This window comes from Nonomuraea turcica (genome assembly GCF_030718205.1).
Classification (GTDB): domain Bacteria; phylum Actinomycetota; class Actinomycetes; order Streptosporangiales; family Streptosporangiaceae; genus Nonomuraea.
Window position 1 is genome coordinate 175,360 of the sequence record NZ_JAUZQF010000007.1, and the last position, 23,416, is coordinate 198,775.

Below are 23,416 nucleotides of genomic sequence, written 5' to 3' on the forward strand. Positions count from 1 at the left end.
CGCCGCCGATGCCGCCGCGGCAGTGGCATCAGCCGCCGCGCAGGAAGTCCGGCATGGGCGTCGTCGGGGTGCTCGGCATCGTGTTCGGGTCGATGGCGGCGTTGTTCGTGCTGATCGTCATCGGGGCGGCTATGCTCAAGACCTCGTCGCGGTCGGAGACGACAAATCCCATCGCGATCCCGTCCTATGAGCCGCCCTCGCGCGATACAGACGACTCCGAGCCCTTCCCCACGCGCACCCGCGAGAGCGAGGACCCCGACACGCAGGCCACCCCGCCGCCCAAGGTCACGCTCAACACGAGTCTGAAGAACAACACCGTCTACCGGGCGGGCGCGCTGCCCCGGCTCAACTGCCCGGCCGGCAACGCCAGCATCTTCAACCACAGCCAGCTCAAAGCGCTGATTCTCAAGACCGGCAAGTGCATGGACCGGGCGTGGGGACCGATCCTGCAGAAGCAGGGCATCGCGTTCCGCCCGCCGGGCTACGCCATCGCCTCCAGGCGCGGCAGGGGCGCGTGCGGCGACTATCCGCACACGGGCAACATCGTGCCGTACTACTGCCCGCGCAACAGCACGATCTACGCCTCCACCTCGGCCATGGCCAGGGGCAACGGCAACTCCCGCGGCTACGGCGAGATCATCTCCTGGCATGGCGGGATCGTCAGCATGATGGCCCACGAGTACGGCCACCACGTCCAGAACATCACGGGCCTGCTGAACTCGTGGTGGGACAGCACGCTGGACTCCTCCAGCCAGAGCGGCAAGCTGGCGCTGAGCCGGCGGCTGGAGCTGCAGGCCACCTGCTTCGGCGGCATGTGGATGCGGTCGGTGGCGGCGTCGTACCCGGTGAGCATGGCCGACCGCAGGCAGCTGTTCTGGTTCTACGGCCAGGTGGGCGACTATCCGGGTTATCCGCGCGACCACGGCTCGCCGGTGAACAACAACCGCTGGTTCCGGCAGGGATGGGAGAAGAGCAAGGCATACCAGTGCAATACGTGGCTGGCGCCCTCCTCAACGACCTCCTGACGGCAACGTGGTGTTCATCTCAGGTTGGGCACATGTCTCTGATGTCCAGATATGGGGACTAGAATCCTGGCAATCTTGTGCTCAACGGGGGGCAAGCGAACAGTTTTGCCTGGTAGGCGTGTGAAGGAGCCGGTGTGAGGAAGCGCGATGGGGTCGACGCCGTGCCAGGAGGCAGGAAAGAGCGCCCCCCGCGCCGTCCGCGTCCTGCACCCGGCTCCCGCGCCCCGCGCTTCGCCAAACCGCTGACGACCGCCTCCGTGGTCGGCTGGACCGCTCTGTCCGCCCTCGTGCCCGGTGCCGCACATCTGCGCACCGGGCATCGTCGTACCGGGCTGGTTCTCGTCAGCCTGTATGCGCTGGTGCTGCTCGGGGTGCTGGGCTTCGCCCTGACCCGGAAGGACCTCCTGGCGAGCCTCACCACCTTCACCGACGACGGCATGATGGTCACGGTGATCGTCGTCGCCTCGGTGCTCGCGCTCGCCTGGTTCGCGCTCATGGTCGTCTCGTACGTGGTGCTCGGCCCGAACCGGCTCAACCAGCAGGGCCAGATGGTGACCGGCATCGTGGTGGGCGTGCTGTGCGTGGCCGTCATGTCGCCGTTCGCGCTGGCGGCCAGCTATGTGCAGACCGCCCAGAGCGCGATCAACGACATCTTCCCCTCCTCGCCCGACTCCGACACGCCGCCGGTCGCCCAGAACCCCGAGGACCCGTGGGGCGGCCGGACCCGGGTGAACTTCCTGCTCGTCGGCGGCGACGCGGCGGGCAACCGCACCGGCGTGCGGACCGACAGCATGAACGTCGCCAGCGTGGACATCAAGACCGGCAACACGGTTCTGTTCAGCCTGCCGCGCAACCTCCAGCACGTGCGCTTCCCGCCGTCCTCGCCGCTGCACAAGCAGTTCCCCAACGGCTTCATGGCCGAACTGCCGAACGGCGGCCTGCTCAACGAGGTCTGGCAGTACGCCAACGACCACCCGGAGATCATGGGCGGCAAGAACAAGGGCTCGCGGGCGCTGATGGACGCCATCGGCCACACGCTGGGCCTGAAGATCGACTACTACGCCCTGATCAACATGTACGGCTTCGCGGCGCTGGTCGACGCCATCGGCGGCCTGAAGATCCGCGTCGAGCAGGACGTCAAGTGGGGCGGGCTGTACGGCACGGCGGGCACGATCAAGGCGGGTACCCGGAAGCTGTCCGGCGAGCAGGCCCTCTGGTACGGCCGCTCCCGCGTGAACAGCGACGACTTCTCCCGCATGGGCCGCCAGCGCTGCGTCATCGGCGCCTTCGCCCAGCAGGCCACGCCGACCGTCATCCTGACGAACTTCAACAAGATCGCTGGCGCGGCGAAGCGCATGGCGTCCACGAACATCCCGCGGCCGCTCGTGCAGCCGCTGGTGGAGGTGGCCGTCAAGGTCAAGGACGCCAAGATCACCAGCCTGCAGTTCGTGCCGCCGGACTTCTGGCCGGGCAGCGCGGACTGGGTGAAGATCCGCCAGGCTGCGAAGAAGGCGATCAACGACTCCATGCGGCCGCGCAAGCAGGCTCAGACGGCCGGCGTCAGCGCCTCGCCCAGCGTCACGGGGGCCACGCCGACGAAGACCAGCGCGGCCGCGCCCACGCAGACCCCGACCCGCAACAGCCAGAAGAGCGGCGCCAAGTCCCTCGACGAGCTCTGCGGCCTCTGACCGTCACACGGTCGCTGGAAGCCGTTGTGTGCCCCTGACCCCGTCCGGCCCACCGCCGTGGGACGATTCCAGACACCAGGACTGGCGACGAGCGGAGTGCCCAACATGGTCGAGACGTCCGCGCGATCGTGCCCAAAGGCAAGCAAGCATCTGCGGCTGCTCCAGCGAGCCGACGGCTACACGTATACGATCGCGAAGGAAGTACACCGGTGCGCACCCTGACGGCGAACCGCCTTTCCCTGCCCCGCTACGCGGGAGTCCGTTTCCTCCCCGGCCTGACGGCCGGAGTATCCACGGAGAAGGTCCGATGACACTCCAGGCGCAGAGGCCGGTCAATGGCGAAGAGAAGGCTCACTGGCTGGCCGTCCGGCCGAGGCTGATCCTCGCCAGCGCCTTCATGCTCTTCCTCGAGCTGGCGCTGATCCGGTGGACCGGGTCCAACATCGTCCACCTGAGCTACTTCACCAACTTCGTGCTGCTCGGCTCGTTCCTCGGCATCGGGCTCGGGTTCCTGCGCGTGGGGCGTTCGCGGCGGCAGCCGTACTATTCGCCGATCGTGCTCGCGATCCTGGCCGTCGTGGTGCTGACCTTCCCGGTGACCGTGGATCGCAACACCGAGGGCGTCCTTTACTGGACGAGCCTGTCCACCAGCGGCCCGCCCGCGTGGCTGATCCTGCCGGTCATCTTCTGCGCCGCCGCGCTGATCCTCATGGGGCCGGCCGAGCTCGTCGGCCGGTGCTTTCCTGAGCTGCCGCGGCTGGAGGCCTACCGCTACGACCTGATCGGCAGCCTGACCGGCATCGCGGCGTTCACGGCGCTGTCGTTCCTGAGCGCGCCGCCGGTGTTCTGGGGGCTGATCGCCGCCATCTGCTACGGCGTGCTGCTGGTCCCGAAACCGCGCGCGCTCTATGTGGGGCTGGTGACCGTGCCCTCGCTGGTCGTGGTGGGCCTGCTGCTTGCCGAGACGCTCACGGCAGGGGCGATCTGGTCGCCCTACTACAAGGTCACGTCCCGGCAGTTCGAGCAGCTCGGCGTCGGCGTCACCGACATCGCCGTCAACGGCATCCCGCACCAGCAGGCCGTGCCCGCCGCCGCCCGCCTGCAGTGGGAGCGCCAGTACGGATTGCCGTACGAGCGCACCGCCAAACCCCCGAAGAACGTGCTCATCGTCGGCGCGGGCAGCGGCACCGACGTGGCGATCGCCCTGTCCAAGGGCGCGAGCCACGTCGACGCCGTGGAGATCGACCCGAAGCTGCGCGAGCTGGGCGGCTCGGTCCATCCCGACCGCCCCTACGACGACCCCCGCGTCACCACCCACGTCACCGACGGACGCGCCTTCCTGGAGCGCACCGACGCCACGTACGACCTGATCCTGTTCGCCCTGCCCGACTCGCTCACCCTCGTCTCCGGGGCCAGCTCGCTGCGGCTGGAGAGCTATCTGTTCACCGAGGAGGCCATGCGGGCCGCCCGCGAGCACCTCAGTCCGGGCGGCACGTTCTCGATGTACAACTACTACCGCGAGAGCTGGCTCGTCGACCGCCTGGCCTTGACCATGCAGCAGGCCTTCGGGCACAAGCCCTGCGTCGACGTCGTGAGCACCGCGGGCCAGCAGGCCGTGATCACCGCGGGCCTGACCGCGGCCGATCAGCGCTGCGCCGCCGCGTGGCCCGGCGCCGCGCCGGGCACCCCGCAGCCCGCCGACGACGACCGGCCCTTCCTCTACCTCCACGACGCCACGATCCCGCCGATCTACATCATCACGCTCACCCTGATCCTCATCGTCAGCCTGCTGGCCGTCCGCGTCGTCGCGGGTCCGTACCAGCGGATGCGGCCCTACGCCGACCTGTTCCTGCTGGGCGTGGCGTTCATGCTGCTGGAGACCAAGAGCGTGACCGGGTTCGCGCTGCTGTTCGGCACCACGTGGGTGGTCAACGCCATCGTCTTCGCCGGCGTGCTGGTCGCCGTGCTCGCCGCCGTCGAGGTGACCCGTCGCTTCCGCACTCCACCGCTGCCGGTCATGTACGGGATCCTGCTCGCGGGCCTCCTGCTGGCCTGGCTGGTCCCGAACGCGTGGCTGCTGTCCCTGCCGCTGCCCCTGCGCGCGGTGGCCGCCGTGACGGTGGCGTTCCTGCCGATCTTCGCCGCGAACGTCGTCTTCGCCAAACGCTTCGCCGACACGGCCGACGCGACCACCTCCTTCGGGGCGAACCTGCTGGGGGCGATGGTGGGCGGCTGCCTGGAGTACGCGGCGCTGGTGATCGGCTACAAAGGCCTGCTCATCGTCGCCGCCCTTCTCTACATCGGCGCGCTGGCCCTGCTGCCCCGCAAACGTGCGCTGGTGTGAAAAATGTCGTCCACTTCGCGCCGTTTGGGGGTGTTCTCGCAGGTCACATCCCTGAAACCCGCTGGACGCGCACCCCCGGATGAAGGAATGTTGGGAGGTTCCTTCCCTCCAGAAGATCTTCGGTGGTGACACATGCGTGTCCTGATCCAGCTCCGCCCCTCCCCCGATCTGGTCGCGGCCGTGGCCGATCCCGGCCAGACGGCCACGACGGCCGACGTGGCCGACGGCCTGCCCGGGGTCGAGCTCGACACGGCCTTCGTCCCGGTGGCCGTGCCGCGGCCGGTTCCCGCGGCGGGCGGCGATCCCCTCTCGCTCAACCAGCCGCTCGACTTCTCGCTGGCCGCCGAGGACGCGTCCGTGCTCGTACGCGGCACGATCTCGGACGACGAGCTGGCCTCCAGGGTCACGCTGCTGCCCACGCTCAGACCCGACGTGGTGGGGATCTTCTCCGACCCGGTGATCGAGTCCTCTCCCACCTGCGGCGGCGACTCGCCGAACGGTGACTGGCACGACGTCGAGCGGCTGCTCAACGTGGCGGGGCTGCAGGCCGAAGGGCTCGACGGCTCGGGGGTGGCGCTGGCCGTGCTCGACACCGGCGTCAACGCCGCCCACACGGCCAGACAGCTCGGCAGGGCCGTCACGCTCGACGCGCCCCGGTGCTGGAGCCCCTCCGGGGTGACGGGCAAACCGGGCGAGTTCGAGGTGGATCACGGGACGATGTGCGCGTTCGACGCGCTCATCGCCGCCCCGCAGGCCTCGCTCATCGACATCCCGTTGCTGCTGTCCACCCGGCCGGGCGGATCGGCGCTCGATGGGCTGCTGTCGGACGCGGTGTCGGCGTTCGCGCATCTGCGTACCGTGCTCGACGCCCAGCCGGCCGCGACGCGGGCGCTGGTCGTGAGCAACTCGTGGGGGTCGTTCTCGCCCGAGTGGGACTTCCCCGTCGGGCATCCGGGCAACTACTCCGACAGCGCCGCCCATCCGTTCAACCTCATGGTGGCCGCCCTGGACCGGGCGGGGGCCGACGTGCTGTTCGCGGCGGGCAACTGCGGGCAGGAGTGCCCGGACGGCCGGTGCGCCTACCCCAACCGGCCCATCGTGGGCGCCAACTCCCACCCGAAGGCCCTGTCGATCGGCGGCATCGACGTCAACGGCGACCGGGTGGGTTACTCCTCCCAGGGGCCGGGGCGGCTGACCGCCCGTAAGCCCGACGTGTGCGGTTACACGCACTTCCTCGGGTCGGCGGCGTTCGGGAAGGGCGAGCCGGACTCCGGGACGTCCGCGGCGACGCCGGTGGTCGCGGGGCTCGTGGCGGCGGTGCGTACCCGGTGGCCGGCGGCCAAGTTGTCGCCGGCGCAGCTGCGGGCGCTGCTCCGGCGCAGCGCGGAGGACCGGAGCGAGGTCGGGTTCGACTACGACTACGGGTACGGGATCGTGGATCCGGGCGGGATCATGGCCGCGCTCCAGCGACGGGCCAAGAACGCGGCCTGAGCCCCAAAGCGCCCCGGCCGTCCTTCGGCTGGTTCCTCATCGGGAGCCGGGGCGGATGATCGGGCTAGGCGTTCTCCCGATTGAACACCCGGGTCCCGATCGTGAGGCTGAGCACGGCGAAGACCGCGGTCACCGCCACGCCGGCGCCCACGGTGCCGGTCAGGTAGCGCCCCTGGAACAGCTCGCGCACCGCCTCGAGCACGTACCGGAACGGGCTGATGTGGGAGATGGCGTCGAGCCAGCCCGGCGCCATCGACATCGGCAGGAACGAGCCGGACAGCAGGATCAGCGGGATCACCGCCGTGGACATCACCGGCGCGAAGAGCTGCTCGTTCATGGTCAGCGCGATGGCGTACGACAGCGCCGCCAGGCTGACACCGAGCACGACCACCAGTACGAAGCCCGCCAGCAGCCCCATCGCCGGAGCGCGCAGGCCCAACGCGAAGGCCACGGCCAGGAGCAGCAGTGTCTGGATGATCAGCGTGACCGCGTTGTTGAGCACCCGCCCCAGCAGCAGCGCCAGGCGGCTGGCGGGGGTGACGCGCATGCGTTCCAGGACGCCGGAGCGCTTCTCGAAGACCACGCCGATGCCGGCCAAAGCCATGCTCATCAGCCCCAGCTGGATCATGAGGCCGGGCACCAGCGTCTCCCACGTGCCGAAGGTGGTGAAGATCGGCCCGAACAGCACCAGGAACAGCAGTGGCTGGATCAGTCCGAAGACGATGCCGACCCGCTGCTGGAGCGTGACCCGCACGCCGTGGCGGAACAACACCCAGGTGTCGCGCAGCATCAGGCGCCCACCTCCTCGCGCAGCGACCGGCCGGTGATGTCGAGGAACACGTCGTCGAGCGTGCGCCCACCGGCCTTCAGCTCGGCCGGGGTGCCCTCGGCCACGATGCGGCCGTGGTCGATGATCAGCAGCCGGTCGCAGAGGGCGTCGGCCTCGTCGAGGTAGTGGGTGGTGAGGAAGACCGTCATGCCCTTCTCCGCCCGCAGCGAGCGGATGTGGTCCCACAGGTTGGCCCGGCTCTGCGGGTCGAGCCCGGTCGTCGGCTCGTCCAGGAAGAGCAGGACGGGGTCGTGCAGCAGCGCGAACGCGATGTCGAAGCGACGCCGCTGGCCGCCCGACAACGTGGCGGCGGGCCTGGACTCCAGGCCGGTGAGCTCCAGCCGGGCCAGGACCTCCCGCGACCTGGCGGTGGCCTCCTCCCGGCTCAGGCCGTAGAGCATGCCCTGGAGTTCGAGCTCGCCCTTCAGCGGCGTCATGGGCAGGAACCCGCTGCCCTGGGCGACGTACCCGATGCGCTTGCGCACCTCGCGAGCGTCGGCGAGCAGGTCGTGGCCGGCCACCGTGGCGCTGCCGGACGTGGGCTTGAGCAGGGTGGTCAGCATGCGCATGGTCGTGGTCTTGCCCGCGCCGTTGGGGCCGAGGAAGCCGACGATCTCGCCGGGTTTCACCGTGATGTCCACGCCTTTGACGGCCTCCACGCCGCCATCGAAGGTCTTCGTCAGACCTGAAGTCACAATCATTTCATCGCCTCCAAAATTTAGGTAAGCATAATTTTGGGGTCACTGCAAATTTGATAGCATGGAGGCATGCAAGAGGGGCTGCGGGAGCGGAAGAAGCGCGAAACCAGGGAGCGCATCGCGGACATCGCGATGGGGCTGTTCATGGCGCGGGGGTTCGACAGCGTGACCGTGGCCGAGGTGGCGCGGGCCGCCGACGTGTCGGTCAACACGGTCTTCAACTACTTCAGCACCAAGGAAGACCTGTTCGCCGACCGGCAGCGGATCGCCGTCGACCTGCCGCAGCAGGTGCTGCGGGAGCGCGAGCCGGGGGAAAGTGTGGTGCGGGCGTTCCGGCGCGACTATCTCGACGCGATCGACACCCGCCACTGGCGCCACGGGCTCAACCTGGGCGGCGACGTGTTCGCCAGGATCGTGGGCGCCAGCCCGGCCCTCATCGCCCGGATGCGCCAGATCCACGAGGAGCGTGAGGAGGGCCTGGCACGGCTGCTGGCCGACCAGGTCGACGCCGCGCCGGACGACCTCACGCCGCGGCTGGTGGCGGCGCACCTGCTCAACACGACGCGGATCCTGAGCGGGTCCGCGGTCGACAGGATGCGCGCCGGCGAGGAATGGGAGAGCATCGAGCCCGATCTCAGGGCGCAGGCGGAGAAGGCCTTCGACCTGCTGGAGTCAGGACTCGGCGACTACGGACGAGACCGGCTAGTAGCTGCTGCTGGTGGAGAAGCCGCCGCTGATCAGCGCGATGCCGAAAGCGAAGATCAGAAACGCGAACGTGATGATCATTAGGACGCTGCTGATGATGCCGCAGATGCGCCCCGCCTGGATGTGGCCGCGGTTTTCGTAGGGATAGCCACTCTGGTCGATCTCGCGCAGCGCCTTGGTGCCCATCGACCACGCGAACGGCCCGAGGAAGCTGCACACCACCAGGCTCAGAATGCCGAGCACCAGGATGGTGGTGCCGTTGGGATGCGTGTGCGGCTGCGGGCCGTAGTAGGAGGGCCCATAGTTCGGATACGACATGATCGCTCGGTGCCCCCTTGTTTGCGGCAGTCAGGTGGGTTTTATACCACAGACACCGCCTTGATCATCTTGCGTCATCATGGAACGGCACCTGACCGATCCCTCTAGGAGCCTTCCCCCGTGCGTGAACGCACCCAAGCCATCCTCGCCCACCAGAGTTTCCAGCGGTTCATCGTCAGTGTCATCCTGATCAACGCGGCCACGCTGGGCCTGGAGACCTTCCCGGCCGTGGTGGAGCGCCACGGCGCCCTGCTCACCGTGATCGACCACGTCGCGCTTTACATCTTCGCCGCCGAGCTGCTGGCCAAGATCTACGTCGAGCGTCTGAGGTTCGTCCGCGACCCGTGGAACATCTTCGACTTCGCGATCGTGGCCATCGCCTTCGCGCCCTCGTCGGGCGGCCTGTCGGTGCTGCGGGCCCTGCGCATCCTGCGCGCGCTGCGACTGCTGTCGGTGGTGCCGAGCCTGCGGCGGGTAGTGTCGGCGCTGCTGCGGGCCATGCCGGGAATGAGCTCGATCGTCGTGCTGCTTGCTTTGGTGCTGTACGTGGCCGCGGTCATGGCCACCAAGCTCTACGGGCAGACCGATCCCGAGCGTTTCGGCAGCCTGCCGACGTCGCTGTTCACGCTCTTCCAGACGATGACGGGCGACGACTGGGGCAACATCGCCAGGGACGTGATGGTCCAGCACCCATCGGCGTGGATCTTCTTCACCGTCTTCATCCTGGTCTGCACGTTCGTGGTGCTGAACCTGTTCATGGCGGTCGTGGTCAACGCCATGGACGAGGAGAACACCGAGGAGCTGGCCGCGATCGAGGACACCACGGCGCACACCGAGCGGATCCTGGAGGAGCTGGCCGAGCTGCGCAAGGAGGTCGCCGAGCTGCGCCGGCAGGGGTCTCTGGGCTGAGCCGCGCACACCGTGCTCGGCGCCGAGCACGGTGGAGGCGGCGAAGCCACGGCTAACGAGAGTAGAACTCCACCACGAGCTGCTCGTCGACGGGGACCACGATCTGCTCACGCTCGGGCCGGTGCGTCAAGGTGAAACGCAGGTCGGCGTGGTCGACGGAGAGGTACGCCGCGATGCGGTCGTCGGCGTAGACACCCTCGGCGGCGGCCACGAACGGCTGCATCGCGCGGGAGCGCGCTCTGACCGTGACGACCTGGCCGGGCTTGACCAGGTAGCTGGGGATGTCCACCTTGCGGCCGTCCACGGCGATGTGCCCGTGATTGATGTACTGCCTGGCGGCGTAGATCGATGGCGCCAGTCCGGCGCGCAGCACGAGCGAGGCCAGGCGGCTCTCCAGGATGGTCACCAGCTCGGCACCCGACGCGCCCGACTTGCGCACCGCGAGGTCCCAGTAACGGCGCAGCTGCCGCTCCGACACGTCGTAGTACCAGCGCAGCTTCTGCTTCTCCATCAGCCGCAGCCCGTAGTCGCCGGTGCTGCGGCGGTTGGTCTTGCGGCCGTGCTCGCCCGGCGGGTAGGGGCGCTGCTCGAAGTAGCGGACGGCTTTCCTGGTCAGCGGGACGCCCGCGCGACGCGACAGTCGCACCTTGGGACCGGTGTAGCGCACGTTCACCTCAATGTGATTAGGTAGTCCTTACTTAGGTAAGGCTAACCTACCAGAATGTTGGAGTCGTCATGCTGCCCATCCCCGAGCGGGTCCGCACCCTCGCCGCGACCGCGAGCGTCGCGAAGCTCTCCGTCGACGGCGCCCCCTCCCCCGCTCGCGGCGGCGTGGATGAGCGCGGCCGCCCCATCCTGCTGGTGCTGGCCGGCGAGGCGCTGCACGGCGTGCGCGAGGACGCCGTGGCGGCGGTGAACCTCACGGCGATGCGGCAATTGGGCGAGGTCACCCACCCGCGCGGGCTGATCGAGGTGCAGGGCTGGGCGGAGGCGGTGCCGGAGCGTGAGGCGCGGGCCGCGGCCGTGGCGGTGGCCGCACACAGCGCGGATGTGAGCCTGTTCGAGGCGCTGGAGCGGTTCGGTGAGCCGGACGCGCCCCGGCTGCTGCGGGTGGACGTGGGCCAGGTGGTCTACCTGACCGGGCAGGAATCGGGGCCGCTGGACGCCGATGACTACCTGGGCGCCGCGCCCGACCCGCTGGCCGAGACGGCCGAGCGGGTGCTCGCCCACGTCAACTCCGCGCACCGACCCCAGCTGGCCGCGGGCGTCTCGCGGCAACTCGGGGAGCAGCCCGGCGAGGTGTGGCTGTGGGAGCTGGACCGGTTCGGCGCGACGGTACGGGTGGACGAGGCGCTGGTGCGCTTCCAGTGGCCGAGCCCGGCGAACACCGGCCTCTGCCTGGAAACGGCCCTGCGCGGCCTCCTTTGCAGCTGTTGATCACGGTTCGATGTGCATTAAGCGGACATACCTCTACATAGGTCACGGGAGTGTCCCCACGTCTCTAGCATTTGCTGCGTGAGTGGAAGGCATGCGACATCGAGCACGGCCGGGTTCGCCGACCAGAACGGCCGGCGCAGGCGGGCATTCGTGATCGCGGCGGTGCTGCTCGGCACGCTGATGCTGGCCGCGGCCGCGATTCTGATCGGCGGCGCGTTCAGCACGACCAGGCTGGACGCGGTCGAGTGGCCGGAGCCCGGGAACAGCGCGCCCGAGAAGTCCGGGCCGGCCGCGACCGGGTCGAGCCCGACGCCGGAGGCGACGTTGGAGCGTGCCAGGTCGATCGCGCCCACGGTCTCGGCTTCACCGGCTCCCCGGCGCACGGCGACCCCGGCACCCACGCGGTCCCGGACCGCGGGCGTGCGGCAGAGCCCGAGCCGGTCCGCCGCGCCGACGACCTCCCAGGCGGCGACGCCGTCGCGATCCGCCACCGCACCGACGCAGTCCGCCACGGCACCGACGCCGACCGAGGCCGAGCCGACCCCACCCGGCAAGACGCGGCAGCCTCCGGGGCGGGACCCGGACAGGACGCCCGGCGGCAAGAAGTAACCCTTCCGGACACCCGCATGGTCTGATTTCTCGGCTCCCAGCTATGGAATGAAGCATTCCGTTCTGCTAGTATTGGAACAGAACAAGCCGTTCCGACACAGGAGGCAGAGATGACCGCCCTCGACATCCGGCCAGTGCAGGCGCCCGTCGAGCCGACGCCCTACAGGTGGCGCTGGCCCGCGCTCGCGGTGGTCCTCGCCGGCTCGGTCATGGAGCTGCTCGACGCCACCGTCACCAACATCGCGGGCCCCACGATGCGCGCCGAGCTCGGCGGCGGGGCCTCGCTCATCCAGTGGCTCGGGGCGGCGTACACGCTGGCCATGACCGCGGGGCTGCTGACCGGCGGACGGCTGGGCGACATCGTCGGCCGCAAGCGGATGTTCCTCATCGGGGTCGCCGGATTCACGGCCGGGTCGCTGATGTGCGCGCTCGCCTTCTCGCCCGAGACCATCATCGCGGCCAGGATCGTGCAAGGACTGTTCGGGGCGGCCATGATCCCGCAGGGCATGGGGCTGATGAAGGAGATGTTCCCGCCCAAGGAACTGGCGGCGGCGATGGGGCTGTTCGGGCCGGTCATGGGACTGTCCGCGGTGGGCGGGCCGATCCTGGCGGGCGCGCTCACCAGCGTCGACTGGCGGCTCATCTTCGTGATCAACCTGCCGATCGGCGCGGTGACCGCGCTGGCCGCCCTGCGTTTCCTGCCCGGCTCGCGGCCCGCCGGGGGTGTCCGGCTGGACCTTCCGGGGGCGCTGCTGGCCTCGGCGGGGACTGTGCTGATCGTGTTTCCGCTGGTGCAGGGTGGCGAGCAGGGGTGGCCGGCGTGGTCGTTCGCCATGATTGCGGTCTCAGGCGCGGTGTTCGGGATCTTCGCCTGGTACGAGCGGCGCAGGGCCGCGCGCGGCGGTGACCCGCTGGTGGCGCCGAGCCTGTTCCGCAAGCGTGCGTTCGTATCCGGCATGGCGACCGGGACCATCTACTTCGCCGCATTCGCCGGGGTCTTCCTGGTGATCGGGCTCTACACGCAGCTCGGCCTGGGATACTCCCCGCTCAAGGCGGCGCTGACCGGCGTTCCCTCCTCGCTCGGCATGATCGCGGGCATGGGTGTAGCGCAGGCCCTCCAGCGGCACGGGCGCCGGGTCCTGCTGGGCGGCGCGGTGGTCATGGCGCTCGGTGTGGCCGGCCTGATCGCCGTCGCCGCGCCCGGCGTCTCCCCGTGGCAGCTGGCGCCCATGCTCGCGGTGACCGGCCTGGGCAGCGGGCTCATCATGACGCCGTACTTCGGCATCGTCATGGCCGCGGTCGAGCCCGGCGAGACCGGCTCGGCGTCCGGCACCCTGACCGCGCTGCAGCAGGTCGGCGGGGCGCTGGGGCTGGCGCTGCTGGGGACGGTGTACTTCGGCACGGGCAGTGTGCAGGCCACGCTGGGCGTCGCGGCCGCGATGATCGCCGCCACCTTCGCGGTCGGGCTGCTGCTGCCCAAGCAGGCCAGGGAGGGCGCGGACTTCGCGCACTGAGCACCGCGACACCTGGACACCGGTCGGCTCACTCGAGCCGGCCGGTGTCCCTTTTTCCCGCCTGTTCCATGCCGGCAAGCAGGTAACCCAGGCCCTCGTCGAACGTGGCGTCCCAGTCGAGGTCGAGCCCATGCTCGGCGAGCGCCGGGTAGCGGTCTGCGCGTTCGCGCAGGAACGCGCCGGTGTCCTCGGCGTCGCGGTCCTGCCAGGTGACCTGCATGACGACCGAGCCCATGACGTAGTTGGACAAACTGTAGGCGGCGGCCGTGGGCGCGCCGAAGCCCGCGCCGATCAGGGTCCGGTAGAGAAAATCGGTGCGTTCCAGCGCGTTCGGGCCCATGAGCGGGCGGTCGAGGATGGTGGCCGACCATGGGTGGCGCAGCAGGGCGGCGCGCCAGCCGCCGATCAGCTCGCGCACGGCCGCCTGCCAGCCGCCGGCCGGGCCCGGCAGCCGCACCTCGCCGAAGACGGCGTCCAGGGCTAGGTCCAGGACGTCGTCCTTGGTCTTGACGTGCCAGTAGAGGGTGGTCGAGCCGGTGTCCAGCCGCTCGGCCAGGCGGCGCATGGTGAGCCGGTCCGCGCCCTCCTCATCGAGCAACGCGACCGCCTCCGCCACGATCCGCTCCAGCGTCAGCGTCTGCCTCGGCGCCTTTCGGGGGCGCGACCACACGTTCTCCACGGGCCCGATAATACGTTGGACGAGTGACCGGATCGATGGTCTAGTTGTAGAACGGGGATCGAGGGGAGGGACCGCCGTGGGGCACATCGAGGTGAGCGGGCTGACCTACCTGCTGCCTGACGGGCGGCCACTGCTGCTGGAGGCGTCGTTCAAGGTGGGCGACGGGGCCAAGGCCGCGCTCGTCGGGCCGAACGGCGCGGGCAAGACCACGCTGCTGCGGCTGATCGCGGGCGAGGTGCCACCCGCCGACGGCCGGATCGCGAGCAGTGGGGGCATCGGCGTGATGCGGCAGTTCCTCGGCGAGGGCACCGTGCACGACCTGCTGCTGAACGTGGCCCCCCAGCGGGTCCGGGACGCCACGGCAACGCTCGCGGCGGCCGAGGCGGCGCTCGCTGCGCACGACGATGAACCCGCCCAGCTGGCCTATGCCCAGGCCATCGCCGACTACGCCGACGTGGGCGGCTACGAGCTGGAGGTCGTGTGGGACGTGTGCGCGACCGAGGCGCTCGGCCTGCCGTATGAGGCGATCAAGGACAGGAGTCTGGCCACGCTGTCGGGCGGCGAGCAGAAGCGGCTCATGCTGGAGGCGCTGCTGCGCGGCCCCGACGAGGTGCTGCTGCTCGACGAGCCGGACAACTACCTGGACGTGCGGGCCAAGCAGTGGCTGGAGCGGGCGATCAGGGGCTCGGCCAAGACCGTGCTGCTCGTCTCGCACGACCGGCAGCTGCTGGCCGAGGCGGCTGACCGGATCGTCACCGTGGAGGGCCGCACAGTGTGGGTGCACGGCGGCGGGTTCGCGAGCTACGCCGAGGCGCGCAGGCGGCGCAGGGAGCGGCTGGAAGAACTGCGGCAGCGCTGGGAGGACGAGCGGGCCAGGTTGCGCCGGCTGGTGCACCTCCTGCGGCAGCGTTCGGCCAACAACGACGCGCTGGCGGGGGCCTACCAGTCGGCGGTGACGCGGCTGGAGCGGTTCGAGCGGGAGGGGCGGCCGCAGCGGGCGCCGAAGGAGCAGAACGTCCGCATGCGGCTGCGTGGCGGGCGCACCGGCAAGCGGGCGGTGCTCTGCGAGGAGCTGGAGCTGACGTGGCTGCTGCGGCCGTTCTCCACCGAGATCTGGTACGGCGAGCGGGTCGGCGTGCTCGGCCTGAACGGCACCGGCAAATCGCACTTCCTGCGACTGCTGGCAGGCGAGCCGATCGCGCACACCGGCTCCGCCCGCCTGGGCGCCAGGGTCTCGCCCGGCCACTTCGCGCAGATCCACCTGCGGCCCGACCTCAAGGGCCGGGCGGCCGCCGATGTCGTGATGGCCGAGCACGCCATGACCCGCAACGAGGCCATGGCCGCGCTGGCCCGCTACGAGCTGGCGCCGGCCGGCGGGCAGCCGTTCGAGACGTTGTCGGGCGGGCAGCAGGCCCGGCTGCAGATCCTGCTCCTGGAGCTGTCGGGGGCCACGTTGCTGCTGCTCGACGAGCCGACGGACAACCTGGACCTGGCCAGTGCCGAGGCGTTGCAGCGCGGGCTCGAGGGATTCGAGGGGACAGTGCTGGCGGTGACCCACGACCGGTGGTTCGCGGCCGACATGGACCGGTATCTGATCTTCGGCGCGGACGGTCTCGTCCGGGAGAGCGACGAGCCCCGGTGGGGCCTCTAGACGAGCGAGTCCTATTTCGCCTGGAATTCCTGTTCAAGACCGCCCCCGCCAAGCTCGCTCCGGCAAGGAGAAACGATCGCTTCCGAGAATCGGCGTGTCATTCATGGTGCGCACCGTCAGGTTCGGGGCGGGTGGTGGCGAAGGCCGCGCCGGCCGCGTGATCCTGCGCAAGTCTGTCCTGCTCGGCCGTCCACCCGGTCGCCGCACGCAGGCTGTCGAACTCCTGGCACAGGGTGGTCGCCGAGGTGGTGCGCGTGTCCGTGTTGATGGTGACAGCAAGCCCTTCGGACAGGAGCCGGGCCGCGGGATGTGCCCGGAGGCCGGAGACTGCGCCGGTTTGCACATTGCTCGTCGGGCACATCTCCAGGGTGATACCGTCGCGTCGCAGCCGTTCGAGGAGCGCGTGCTCGCCGACGCACCTGATGCCGTGGCCGATCCGGCGCGCGCCGAGCACATCGATCGCCTCCCACATGCTGTCGGCGCCTGCCGCCTCGCCGGCGTGAACCGTACACGGGAGTCCCGCCCCGTGGGCGAGGTCGAAGGCGGCCCGGTGCGGGGTGGCGGTGTGGAGCCGCTCGTCGCCCGCGAGATCAAGTCCGGCCACCTTGTCGCGGTGCCGCAGCGCCGTTTCGGCGACGGCGAGACTCTCCTCGGGTGTCTGGTGCCGCAGGCAGCACAGCAGCAGCCCAGTGCGTACGCCGGTGGCCTGCCGTCCTGCCGCCAGACCCTCGGACACGGCCTGGACCGCCTCGTCCTGAGTCATGCCGCGACGGCCGTGCAACTGCGGGGCGAAGCGCACCTCGCCGTAGACCACGCCGTCGGCGCTCCAGTCTTCGACCAGCTCGCGGGCGGCCCTGCGGAGAGCGCCAGCGGTCTGCAGCACCCGCAGCGGCACGTCGATGTAGGTGAGGAACCGGGTCAGGCTGCCACAGGAGGCGGGCGCCGTGACCAGTCGCTCGACGGGGGCGTTCAAGACAATGCCCTGGCGGCGTGCCAGGTCGGCGACCGTGCCGGGGCGTACCGATCCGTCGAGATGGCAGTGCAGCTCGTGACGCGGCACGGAAGCGGTGTCGGTGGCGGTGTCCAAGCTCATCGGCGTCCTAATCAGTGTTAGCGAGTCGCCTTGCGGCAGACTCGGTGGTTGGTAGCCGCCCGACAGGTGAGCACTTGTGCGTCCTGGACTTCGAGTCCTGCTGAAAGACAGTGCCCCTGCCGGTTGGCCGGGAGAGTTGATCGCTTCTGGGATGTCGTTGCCCACTGACGGTGTCGGTGTGAGCACTGCTTGATTAGGTCGCTGATGGTCCTCCCGCCGGCTGCTGCTGGTGATCGTTTCCTGCGTAGGGAGAGCTGGTGCGACTGTTTGTTGGTGATGACTGGGCCGAGGCGCATCACGATGTGGAGGTGATGGACGGCTCCGGCCGCCGGTTGGCCAAGGCCCGGCTGCCCGAGGGCGTGGCGGGGATGGCCCGGCTGCACGCGATGATCGCCGAGCAGACCGGCGACATCCCCGATGAGGACGTGGAGGTGCTGGTCGGGATCGAGACCGACCGGGGTCCGTGGGTGCTGGCGCTGGTCGCGGCCGGATACACGGTGTTCGCGGTCAACCCGTTGCAGGCCGCCCGCTACCGCGAGCGGCTGGGAACGTCGGGCGCCAAGAGCGACGCGGCCGACGCGCACATGCTGGCCGACATGGTCCGTACCGACTCTCACCAGTTGCGGCCGATCGCCGGCGACAGTCCGCAGGCCGAGGCGATCAAGGTCGTCGCCCGCACCCACAAGACCCTGATCTGGGAACGGACCCGGGCCGGGCAGCGGCTGCGGCACGCGCTGCGGGAGTACTTCCCCGCCGCCCTGACCGCGTTCGAGGATCTGGACGCCGCCGAAGCCTTGGACCTGCTGGCCAAGGCCCCCACTCCGGAGCAGGCCGCGAGGCTGAGCGTCAGCCAGATCAGCGCAGCGCTCAAACGCGCCCGCCGCCGTGGCGACCTGGCCGCCCGCGCCACCGACATCCAGACGGCGCTGCGCACCGAGCACCTGGGTCAGCCCGAGGTGGTCACCACGGCCTACGCGATGTCGGTCCAGGCAATGGTCGCGATCCTGGCCGTGCTCGGCGAGCAGATCAAGACCCTGCAGGGGCAGGTGGAGGAGTGTTTTGGCCAGCACCCGGCCGCTGAGATCATCGTCTCCCAGCCCGGACTGGGAGCGATCCTCGGCGCCCGGGTGCTCGCAGAGTTCGGCGACGACCGCCGCCGCTACGCCAGCGCCAAGGCCCGCAAGAACTACGCCGGGACCAGCCCCATCACCCGCGCCTCGGGCAAGAAGAAGAGCGTCCTGGCCCGGTACGTGCACAACGACCGGCTCATCGACGCTCTGATGACCCAGGCCTCGGTGGCGCTGCGAGTCTCGCCCGGTGCCCGCGCCTACTACGACAAGCAACGCGCCCGCGGAGCCGGCTACAACACCGCGCTGCGCCAACTCGCCAACCGGCTCGTCGGCATCCTGCACGGCTGCCTCAAAACCGGCACGCTCTACGACGAAGTGACCGCTTGGTCGCATCACGTCCAGAGTGCTACGGCTTGACATTCAAACTCCTGGGATGTCTTTCAGATCACGTCCGCTCTGGCCGATTCCGGCACACGTGGTGAACAACAGATCCTTGAAGCCGGCTTCGCTGACCCGGCGGACCAGCGTCAGATTGGGCGGAGGGGCAGAGCGGCGACGGTCGATGATCAGCTGGCCGCGGGTCTCGTCGCCGAGGGCGATGTCCACATGAGCCTCCTCCCGCTCGATGATCAGTTTTGGCCGCAGCGCCACCGCCATGGCGACGGGGTCCGGGAGGTCATAGCCGGCCAGGCCGGTGACGTCGCGAGCCCAGTCGGCGACAGTACGGTTCACGCGATGGGCGAAGGCGGCCATCGGGGTGCCGAGCCGCTCCAGCCGGGACTGGTCCTCAGCCGTCATGACGGCGTCCCGGCGGGAGACGTCCCAGCCGATCCAGGTCACCTTGTCGGGCCTGGCGGCCTGCAGCACCACCCGGGCCGCCTCGGGGTCGGCCCAGGCGTTGAACTCGGCGGTGGCCGTGATGTTGCCGCTCAGGTCGGCGGCGCCGGCCATGCAATACACATGCCGATACCGGGTGAGTAGATCGCGGTCGCGGACCAGCGCGGCCGCGATGTTGGTGAGCGGGCCGAGCGTGACCAGCGTCAGCTCACCGGGGTGCCTGCGCGGGTACGACAGCAAGACCTCGACGGCGTGCTGCGGCTCTGCGGACCGCATCGGGTCGGGCAGTAAGCCGGTGTCTCCCATCCCGTCCTGGCCGTGCACGTGCTGGGCGGTGGACAGCGTACGTGTCATCGGGCGTTCGCATCCCGGGTGGACGGGGACGTCGACGCGCCCGGCCACTTGCAGGGAAACGAGCGCGTTGCGGGTCCCCGCCGACAGGGGCACGTTGCCCGCCACCGTGGTCACGACGCGGACGTCTCCCAAACCGCTGGCGGCGGCCAGCAGCAACGCCACCGCGTCGTCGGACCCGGTGTCGGTATCGATGATCAAGGGAAGAGCCGGCACGGCTCACCTTTCTGTCTAATCGTTTAGAGCAACCGCTATCTAATCGATTAGATGGCAAGATGTAAACTGTTATGACGAAACGCGCAGACAAGCCGATCACGCTGGCTGATGTGGCCCGCCGAGCAGGGACCTCGACCGCGGTGGTCAGCTATGTGATCAACAACGGTCCTCGTCCCGTCGCCGCCGCGACGCGGGAACGCGTCCTGGCGGCCGCGGCCGAGCTGCACTACCGGCCCAACCGCATCGCGCGGGCACTGCGCTCGCGCACCACGGGCGTGGTCGGCCTGGTGCTGGCCGACGCGTCCAATCCCTACTTCGGCGCCTTGGCCAGACACATCGAGCAAGCGCTCGAGAAGCGCGACCGGCTCACGCTGGTCGGCAACGCCGGATACTCCCCGGACCGCCAGCGGCATCTCACCGAGCGCTTCCTGGCCGCCCAAGTCGACGGGCTGATGATCGTCTCTGCGGACGGGGGTGGCGATGTGGCGGCCCAGGCTGAAGCGGCAGGCGTGCCGGCCGTGTACGTCCATCACGGCCACATCAGCGGGCAGGCACGGGTGGTGGCGGCCGACAACCAGGCCGCCGTGCACGAGGCGGTCGCGCACCTGCGTCGGCACGGGCACCGGCGCATCGCCTTCCTGACCGGCCCCTCCGACCAAGGGCCCGTGGGACTGCGGCGCAAGGCATGGGCTGCGGCTGTGACGGGCGATCCCGACGCCGTACTCCTGCGCTGCGACTACTCACGCGGCGCGGCGGACGCCTTGACTCGCCACCTCGTCGCTGAAGGGGCCATGCCACCGGCCTTGATCGCCTCCACGGACGAGCACGCCATCGGGGTCCTGTCCGGGGCGTGGGCCTCCGGGCTTCCCGTTCCCGATCGGCTGGCGCTGATCAGCCTCGACGGAACGCCAGAGAGCGCCCACACCGCTCCGGCGCTGACGGTTACCCAACAGCCGCTGCAGGCCATGGCGGAGCAGGCCGTCGAGCTGCTGTTCGGCGACATTTCCCGGGCGCTTGTCGCACGTGCCCCTTTGATCATCAGGCGCAGCTGCGGTTGTGAGGCTCAATGATCTCTTTCGTGCTGGAGGATCTCCTGACCCGCCGCGACCTCTTCGGTGACGGAGAGCGTATGCGCGATACACCGATGCCGGAGCGTGGGCAGATCCGCAGGCGGAGGATGATGCGCCCGCTGAGAGCTGTCCCGCAACTGGATGCCCGCCGCCCTCGCCGCGTGACCAGAGAATCCGTCGGGGCAGCCGCATGAAGTACGTGCTGTTCGACGTGGATGGCACGTTGATCGACGCGGTGAGTAACCAGCGCGAGGTCTGGCGAGCGTGGGCGGAGCGGTACGCGCTGGACCCGGACGACGTCTACCGCGTGGCCCTGCGGACGCGGCCGATTGAGACGTTCGAGCAGGTTGCCGCGGACCGCGATCCGCAAGAGTGTCTGGCCACGCTGCACGAGTTGGAGGACGAGGACGTCCGGTGCGGCGTCTATGCGCCTTTCGACGGCGCGTCGGAGCTGCTTCATGGCCTGCCCTCGGGGACTTGGGCGCTGGTGACCTCGAACTACGAGCACCGAGTGCGCGGGCGTTTCCAGCGCACCGGCTTGCCTAGGCCGGGTCTGATCGTGGACGCGGCCACTGTCGGGGAAGGCAAGCCCTCTCCCGTCCCGTACCTGCGGGCCGCCGCCCTGCTGGGTGCCAAGCCGGGAGACTGCCTGGTCATCGAGGACGCCCCGTCCGGAGTGCAGTCTGGGCTGCGTGCCGGGATGACCGTGTGGGGGGTGAACGCCGCTGCTGCGGTGGAGGGGGTACACCGCCACTTCCTCAGCCTGCGTGAGGCGGTCCCGCACATCCTTGCTTTCGCGTCCGGATCTCATGGGGACGCCGCAGTTTGAGCCGGTTCGGCGGCACCGGGCCCGCGCCACACACCGCACGATCGATACATCCAGGATTCTGGCTCAAGAACAACCTCAGGCAAGGCGCATGTCGATCCAGGGAATGGTGTCTCCTGGCAGCAGGTAGCGCTCGGTCTCGACGAACCCGTGCTTCTGGGCGAACCGCAGGCCGTCCTCGTTGCTGGACAGGACGACGGTCTCGATTACCTCGGCACCGAGCTCGCGTGCTCGTTCGAGCCCGCGCGCGTAGAGTTTCTCGCCGAGCCCCTGCCGGCGGCAGGCGGGCAGCACACGGACGATGACCGTGCCCGCCGTGCCATCCACCGGCGGGCGCACGGTGCTGCAGCCGACGAGAACCTCGCCGAGATAAGCGACCTCCAGGTGGTGGCGCCGGGCGCGCTCCCTCACCTCGTCCAGTGACAGGACGTGCGTGGGGATGATGACGTTGTGGACGTGCTGCCAGTCGCGGTATGCGGCGTCACCGTCCGGCTGACTGATCTGGAGATCGGGCATCCGCCCAAGATAGACCCGATGCGATAGCGTACCGATGCGATAGCACGGCCGCGGTCCCTGACGACATGACCTCCCACGTCAGTGTCTGACGCGCCGGGCGGAACGCGAGGCCGCAAGCTGGAGGCGCTGCTAGCTGGAGACCCTGCGCAGGGTCGAGACCGTCATGGTCTCGTCGACGGCCTCCGGCGACAGCACATGGTCGAGCACCATGACCGCGCACCCGCTGATGCCCGCCGCCGCGCCGAGCCTGCTCGGCTCGATGCGCAGCCGCCGGGTGGCCAAGGCCGTGGAGCGGCGGTAGACGACCTCGCGGATGCTCGACACCAGCGGCCCGAACGCCTCCGCCACATCGCCGCCCAGCACCACCACCGACGGGTTGAGGATGTTGACCGCCCCGGCCAGCACCTCGCCGATCCTGCGCCCGGCGGTGCGCACCATGGCCATCGTCTGGGCGTCACCGGCTCGCACTAACGCCGTCACGTCCGCGATCGTCTTGACGTCCTTGCCGGCCGCGCGCAGGTCGCGCAGCAGGGCGGTGCCGCTGGCCACGGAGTCGACGCAGTCGGTGTTGCCGCAGCGGCACAACACGCCGCCGCCGTCCAGCACGGGGATGTGGCCGATCTCGCCCGCCGCGCCCAGCGCGCCGCGCAGGATGCCGCCGCCGGCGATCACGCCCGCGCCGATGCGGGTGGAGACCTTCACGAACATCAGGTCGTCCAGATCGGGGTAGGCGCCGCGGTGCTCGCCGATGGCCAGCACGTTCACGTCGTTGTCCACGAGCACGGGGACGGGGAAACGCTCGGCGACGATCGGCGGGATCACCACGCCGGTCCAGGAGGCCATCACGCGGGCGCTCTCCGTACGGCCCTGCGCGAACTCGACGGTGGCCGGCATGCCCATCCCGACGCCCCTGATCATCGAGCGCGGCCGGTCGCCGAGCAGCTCGTCCCAGGTGTCCATGAGCACCGGCAGCACGACGTCGGGACCCTGCTCCACGTCCATCGCGAACTCGCGCCCGGCCAGCTCCTGCCCGGCAAGGTCGCAGATCGCGACCCGGGTGCGGCTGGCGCCGAGCGCCGCCACCAGCACCACGCCGCCCGCGGCGTTGAACTCCAGCCGGACCGGCGGCCGCCCGCCCGTGGACGGGGCGTCGGTGCGCTCCACGACGAGACCGCGTTCCAGCAGCTCACCGACGCGCAGCTGCACCGCGGGGCGCGACAGGCCGGTCACCCGGCCGAGGTCGGCCCGCGTCACGGCCTCGCCTGAGCGGATGAGGCGAAGCATCTCGCCGCTGGTGGCGAGGGTCGCGGCGGTACGTCGTGGCATCGGCTAAGTGAACCACACGGGGTTAGGTAATGAAAAGTCAGAACTTTTTTATCTCAAATGCCAAAACTCCGCTTGTCTACGACCCAAACTCTCGTTAGTGTCCGTTCTGTCCCTGCTTTGGTAGATCATCGGAGCCCCACACCGTGTCCACCCACCCGACAGCCACCCCCGCCCACACCGCCGACCTCGTCGTCTTCGGCGGGACCGGCGACCT

22 protein-coding genes are annotated in these 23,416 nt (G+C 69.7%); 13 read left to right on the forward strand and 9 right to left on the reverse strand.

Annotated features, from left to right (window positions below; all coding sequences use genetic code 11):
• Positions 1-53 precede the first annotated feature (53 nt).
• The 4 genes from Q9G87_RS19890 (at position 54) to Q9G87_RS19905 (ending at position 6,548) form a co-directional block, all read left to right on the forward strand.
• Entirely contained in the window at positions 54-1,025 is a 972-nt protein-coding gene (locus Q9G87_RS19890; protein WP_305917892.1) for a neutral zinc metallopeptidase, read from the forward strand.
• 134 nt (positions 1,026-1,159) lie between these two features.
• Positions 1,160-2,713, forward strand: coding sequence for an LCP family protein (locus Q9G87_RS19895; RefSeq protein ID WP_305917893.1), 1,554 nt, complete (start codon positions 1,160-1,162; stop codon positions 2,711-2,713).
• Positions 2,714-3,020: 307 nt separating this feature from the next.
• Positions 3,021-5,057, forward strand: a complete 2,037-nt coding sequence (locus Q9G87_RS19900; RefSeq protein WP_305917894.1) for a spermine/spermidine synthase domain-containing protein — start codon at positions 3,021-3,023, stop codon at positions 5,055-5,057.
• 132 nt (positions 5,058-5,189) lie between these two features.
• Positions 5,190-6,548, forward strand: coding sequence for a S8 family peptidase (locus Q9G87_RS19905; protein WP_305917895.1), 1,359 nt, complete (start codon positions 5,190-5,192; stop codon positions 6,546-6,548).
• A 64-nt stretch (positions 6,549-6,612) separates the two neighbouring features.
• Here Q9G87_RS19905 and Q9G87_RS19910 read toward each other — a convergent pair whose 3' ends face one another.
• Entirely contained in the window at positions 6,613-7,338 is a 726-nt protein-coding gene (locus tag Q9G87_RS19910) for an ABC transporter permease (protein ID WP_305917896.1), read from the reverse strand.
• Positions 7,338-8,078 carry an ABC transporter ATP-binding protein gene (locus Q9G87_RS19915; RefSeq protein ID WP_305917897.1) on the reverse strand — a complete coding sequence of 247 codons (741 nt, stop codon included), beginning with the start codon at positions 8,076-8,078 and terminating at the stop codon, positions 7,338-7,340. Before Q9G87_RS19915 ends, Q9G87_RS19910 begins: the two co-directional genes overlap by 1 nt.
• Before the next feature lie 66 nt (positions 8,079-8,144).
• Here Q9G87_RS19915 and Q9G87_RS19920 point away from each other — a divergent pair, with 66 nt between their 5' ends.
• The gene (locus Q9G87_RS19920; protein ID WP_305917898.1) at positions 8,145-8,864 is read left to right on the forward strand and encodes a TetR/AcrR family transcriptional regulator; all 720 of its coding nucleotides are present in this window, start codon (positions 8,145-8,147) and stop codon (positions 8,862-8,864) included.
• Here Q9G87_RS19920 and Q9G87_RS19925 read toward each other — a convergent pair.
• Positions 8,778-9,098, reverse strand: coding sequence for a DUF4190 domain-containing protein (locus Q9G87_RS19925; RefSeq protein ID WP_305917899.1), 321 nt, complete (start codon positions 9,096-9,098; stop codon positions 8,778-8,780). The two genes, Q9G87_RS19920 and Q9G87_RS19925, sit on opposite strands and share 87 nt — an antisense overlap.
• A gap of 120 nt (positions 9,099-9,218) precedes the next feature.
• Here Q9G87_RS19925 and Q9G87_RS19930 point away from each other — a divergent pair, with 120 nt between their 5' ends.
• Positions 9,219-10,007, forward strand: coding sequence for an ion transporter (locus Q9G87_RS19930; protein ID WP_305917900.1), 789 nt, complete (start codon positions 9,219-9,221; stop codon positions 10,005-10,007).
• Between the two features lie 52 nt (positions 10,008-10,059).
• On the opposite strand, the gene rpsD is transcribed toward Q9G87_RS19930, so the two are convergent.
• On the reverse strand, positions 10,060-10,674 hold the full coding sequence (gene rpsD, locus Q9G87_RS19935) for a 30S ribosomal protein S4 (protein ID WP_305918143.1): 615 nt from the start codon (positions 10,672-10,674) through the stop codon (positions 10,060-10,062).
• A gap of 68 nt (positions 10,675-10,742) precedes the next feature.
• Here rpsD and Q9G87_RS19940 point away from each other — a divergent pair, with 68 nt between their 5' ends.
• From Q9G87_RS19940 to Q9G87_RS19950, 3 genes are all read left to right on the forward strand, one after another.
• A complete protein-coding gene (locus tag Q9G87_RS19940) occupies positions 10,743-11,444 on the forward strand; it encodes a DUF2470 domain-containing protein (protein WP_305917901.1) in 702 nt (233 codons plus the stop codon).
• Between the two features lie 78 nt (positions 11,445-11,522).
• On the forward strand, positions 11,523-12,053 hold the full coding sequence (locus Q9G87_RS19945; RefSeq protein ID WP_305917902.1) for a hypothetical protein: 531 nt from the start codon (positions 11,523-11,525) through the stop codon (positions 12,051-12,053).
• A 110-nt stretch (positions 12,054-12,163) separates the two neighbouring features.
• Positions 12,164-13,567, forward strand: coding sequence for an MFS transporter (locus tag Q9G87_RS19950; RefSeq protein WP_305917903.1), 1,404 nt, complete (start codon positions 12,164-12,166; stop codon positions 13,565-13,567).
• A gap of 28 nt (positions 13,568-13,595) precedes the next feature.
• On the opposite strand, the gene Q9G87_RS19955 is transcribed toward Q9G87_RS19950, so the two are convergent.
• The gene (locus tag Q9G87_RS19955) at positions 13,596-14,246 is read right to left on the reverse strand and encodes a TetR/AcrR family transcriptional regulator (RefSeq protein WP_305917904.1); all 651 of its coding nucleotides are present in this window, start codon (positions 14,244-14,246) and stop codon (positions 13,596-13,598) included.
• 76 nt (positions 14,247-14,322) lie between these two features.
• On the opposite strand from Q9G87_RS19955, the gene Q9G87_RS19960 reads away from it, so the two are divergent.
• Complete coding sequence (locus Q9G87_RS19960; RefSeq protein ID WP_305917905.1) at positions 14,323-15,897, forward strand: ATP-binding cassette domain-containing protein; 1,575 nt, start codon at positions 14,323-14,325, stop codon at positions 15,895-15,897.
• 97 nt (positions 15,898-15,994) lie between these two features.
• Here Q9G87_RS19960 and add read toward each other — a convergent pair whose 3' ends face one another.
• Positions 15,995-16,990: an adenosine deaminase gene (gene add, locus Q9G87_RS19965; protein WP_305917906.1), complete on the reverse strand. Its 996-nt coding sequence runs from the start codon at positions 16,988-16,990 to the stop codon at positions 15,995-15,997.
• 257 nt (positions 16,991-17,247) lie between these two features.
• On the opposite strand from add, the gene Q9G87_RS19970 reads away from it, so the two are divergent.
• A complete protein-coding gene (locus Q9G87_RS19970; RefSeq protein ID WP_452449486.1) occupies positions 17,248-18,477 on the forward strand; it encodes an IS110 family transposase in 1,230 nt (409 codons plus the stop codon).
• Between the two features lie 3 nt (positions 18,478-18,480).
• Here Q9G87_RS19970 and Q9G87_RS19975 read toward each other — a convergent pair whose 3' ends face one another.
• On the reverse strand, positions 18,481-19,464 hold the full coding sequence (locus Q9G87_RS19975; protein WP_305917907.1) for a nucleoside hydrolase: 984 nt from the start codon (positions 19,462-19,464) through the stop codon (positions 18,481-18,483).
• Between the two features lie 71 nt (positions 19,465-19,535).
• Between Q9G87_RS19975 and Q9G87_RS19980 the strand changes: the two genes are divergently transcribed.
• Together Q9G87_RS19980 and Q9G87_RS19985 are read left to right on the forward strand one after the other, a co-directional pair.
• Entirely contained in the window at positions 19,536-20,534 is a 999-nt protein-coding gene (locus tag Q9G87_RS19980) for a LacI family DNA-binding transcriptional regulator (RefSeq protein ID WP_305917908.1), read from the forward strand.
• A 190-nt stretch (positions 20,535-20,724) separates the two neighbouring features.
• Positions 20,725-21,363: an HAD family hydrolase gene (locus tag Q9G87_RS19985; protein WP_305917909.1), complete on the forward strand. Its 639-nt coding sequence runs from the start codon at positions 20,725-20,727 to the stop codon at positions 21,361-21,363.
• A gap of 75 nt (positions 21,364-21,438) precedes the next feature.
• Here the strand turns inward: Q9G87_RS19985 and Q9G87_RS19990 are convergent, their stop codons facing one another.
• The gene (locus tag Q9G87_RS19990; protein ID WP_305917910.1) at positions 21,439-21,876 is read right to left on the reverse strand and encodes a GNAT family N-acetyltransferase; all 438 of its coding nucleotides are present in this window, start codon (positions 21,874-21,876) and stop codon (positions 21,439-21,441) included.
• A gap of 129 nt (positions 21,877-22,005) precedes the next feature.
• Positions 22,006-23,202: an ROK family transcriptional regulator gene (locus Q9G87_RS19995; RefSeq protein WP_305917911.1), complete on the reverse strand. Its 1,197-nt coding sequence runs from the start codon at positions 23,200-23,202 to the stop codon at positions 22,006-22,008.
• Between the last annotated feature and the right edge of the window lie 214 nt (positions 23,203-23,416).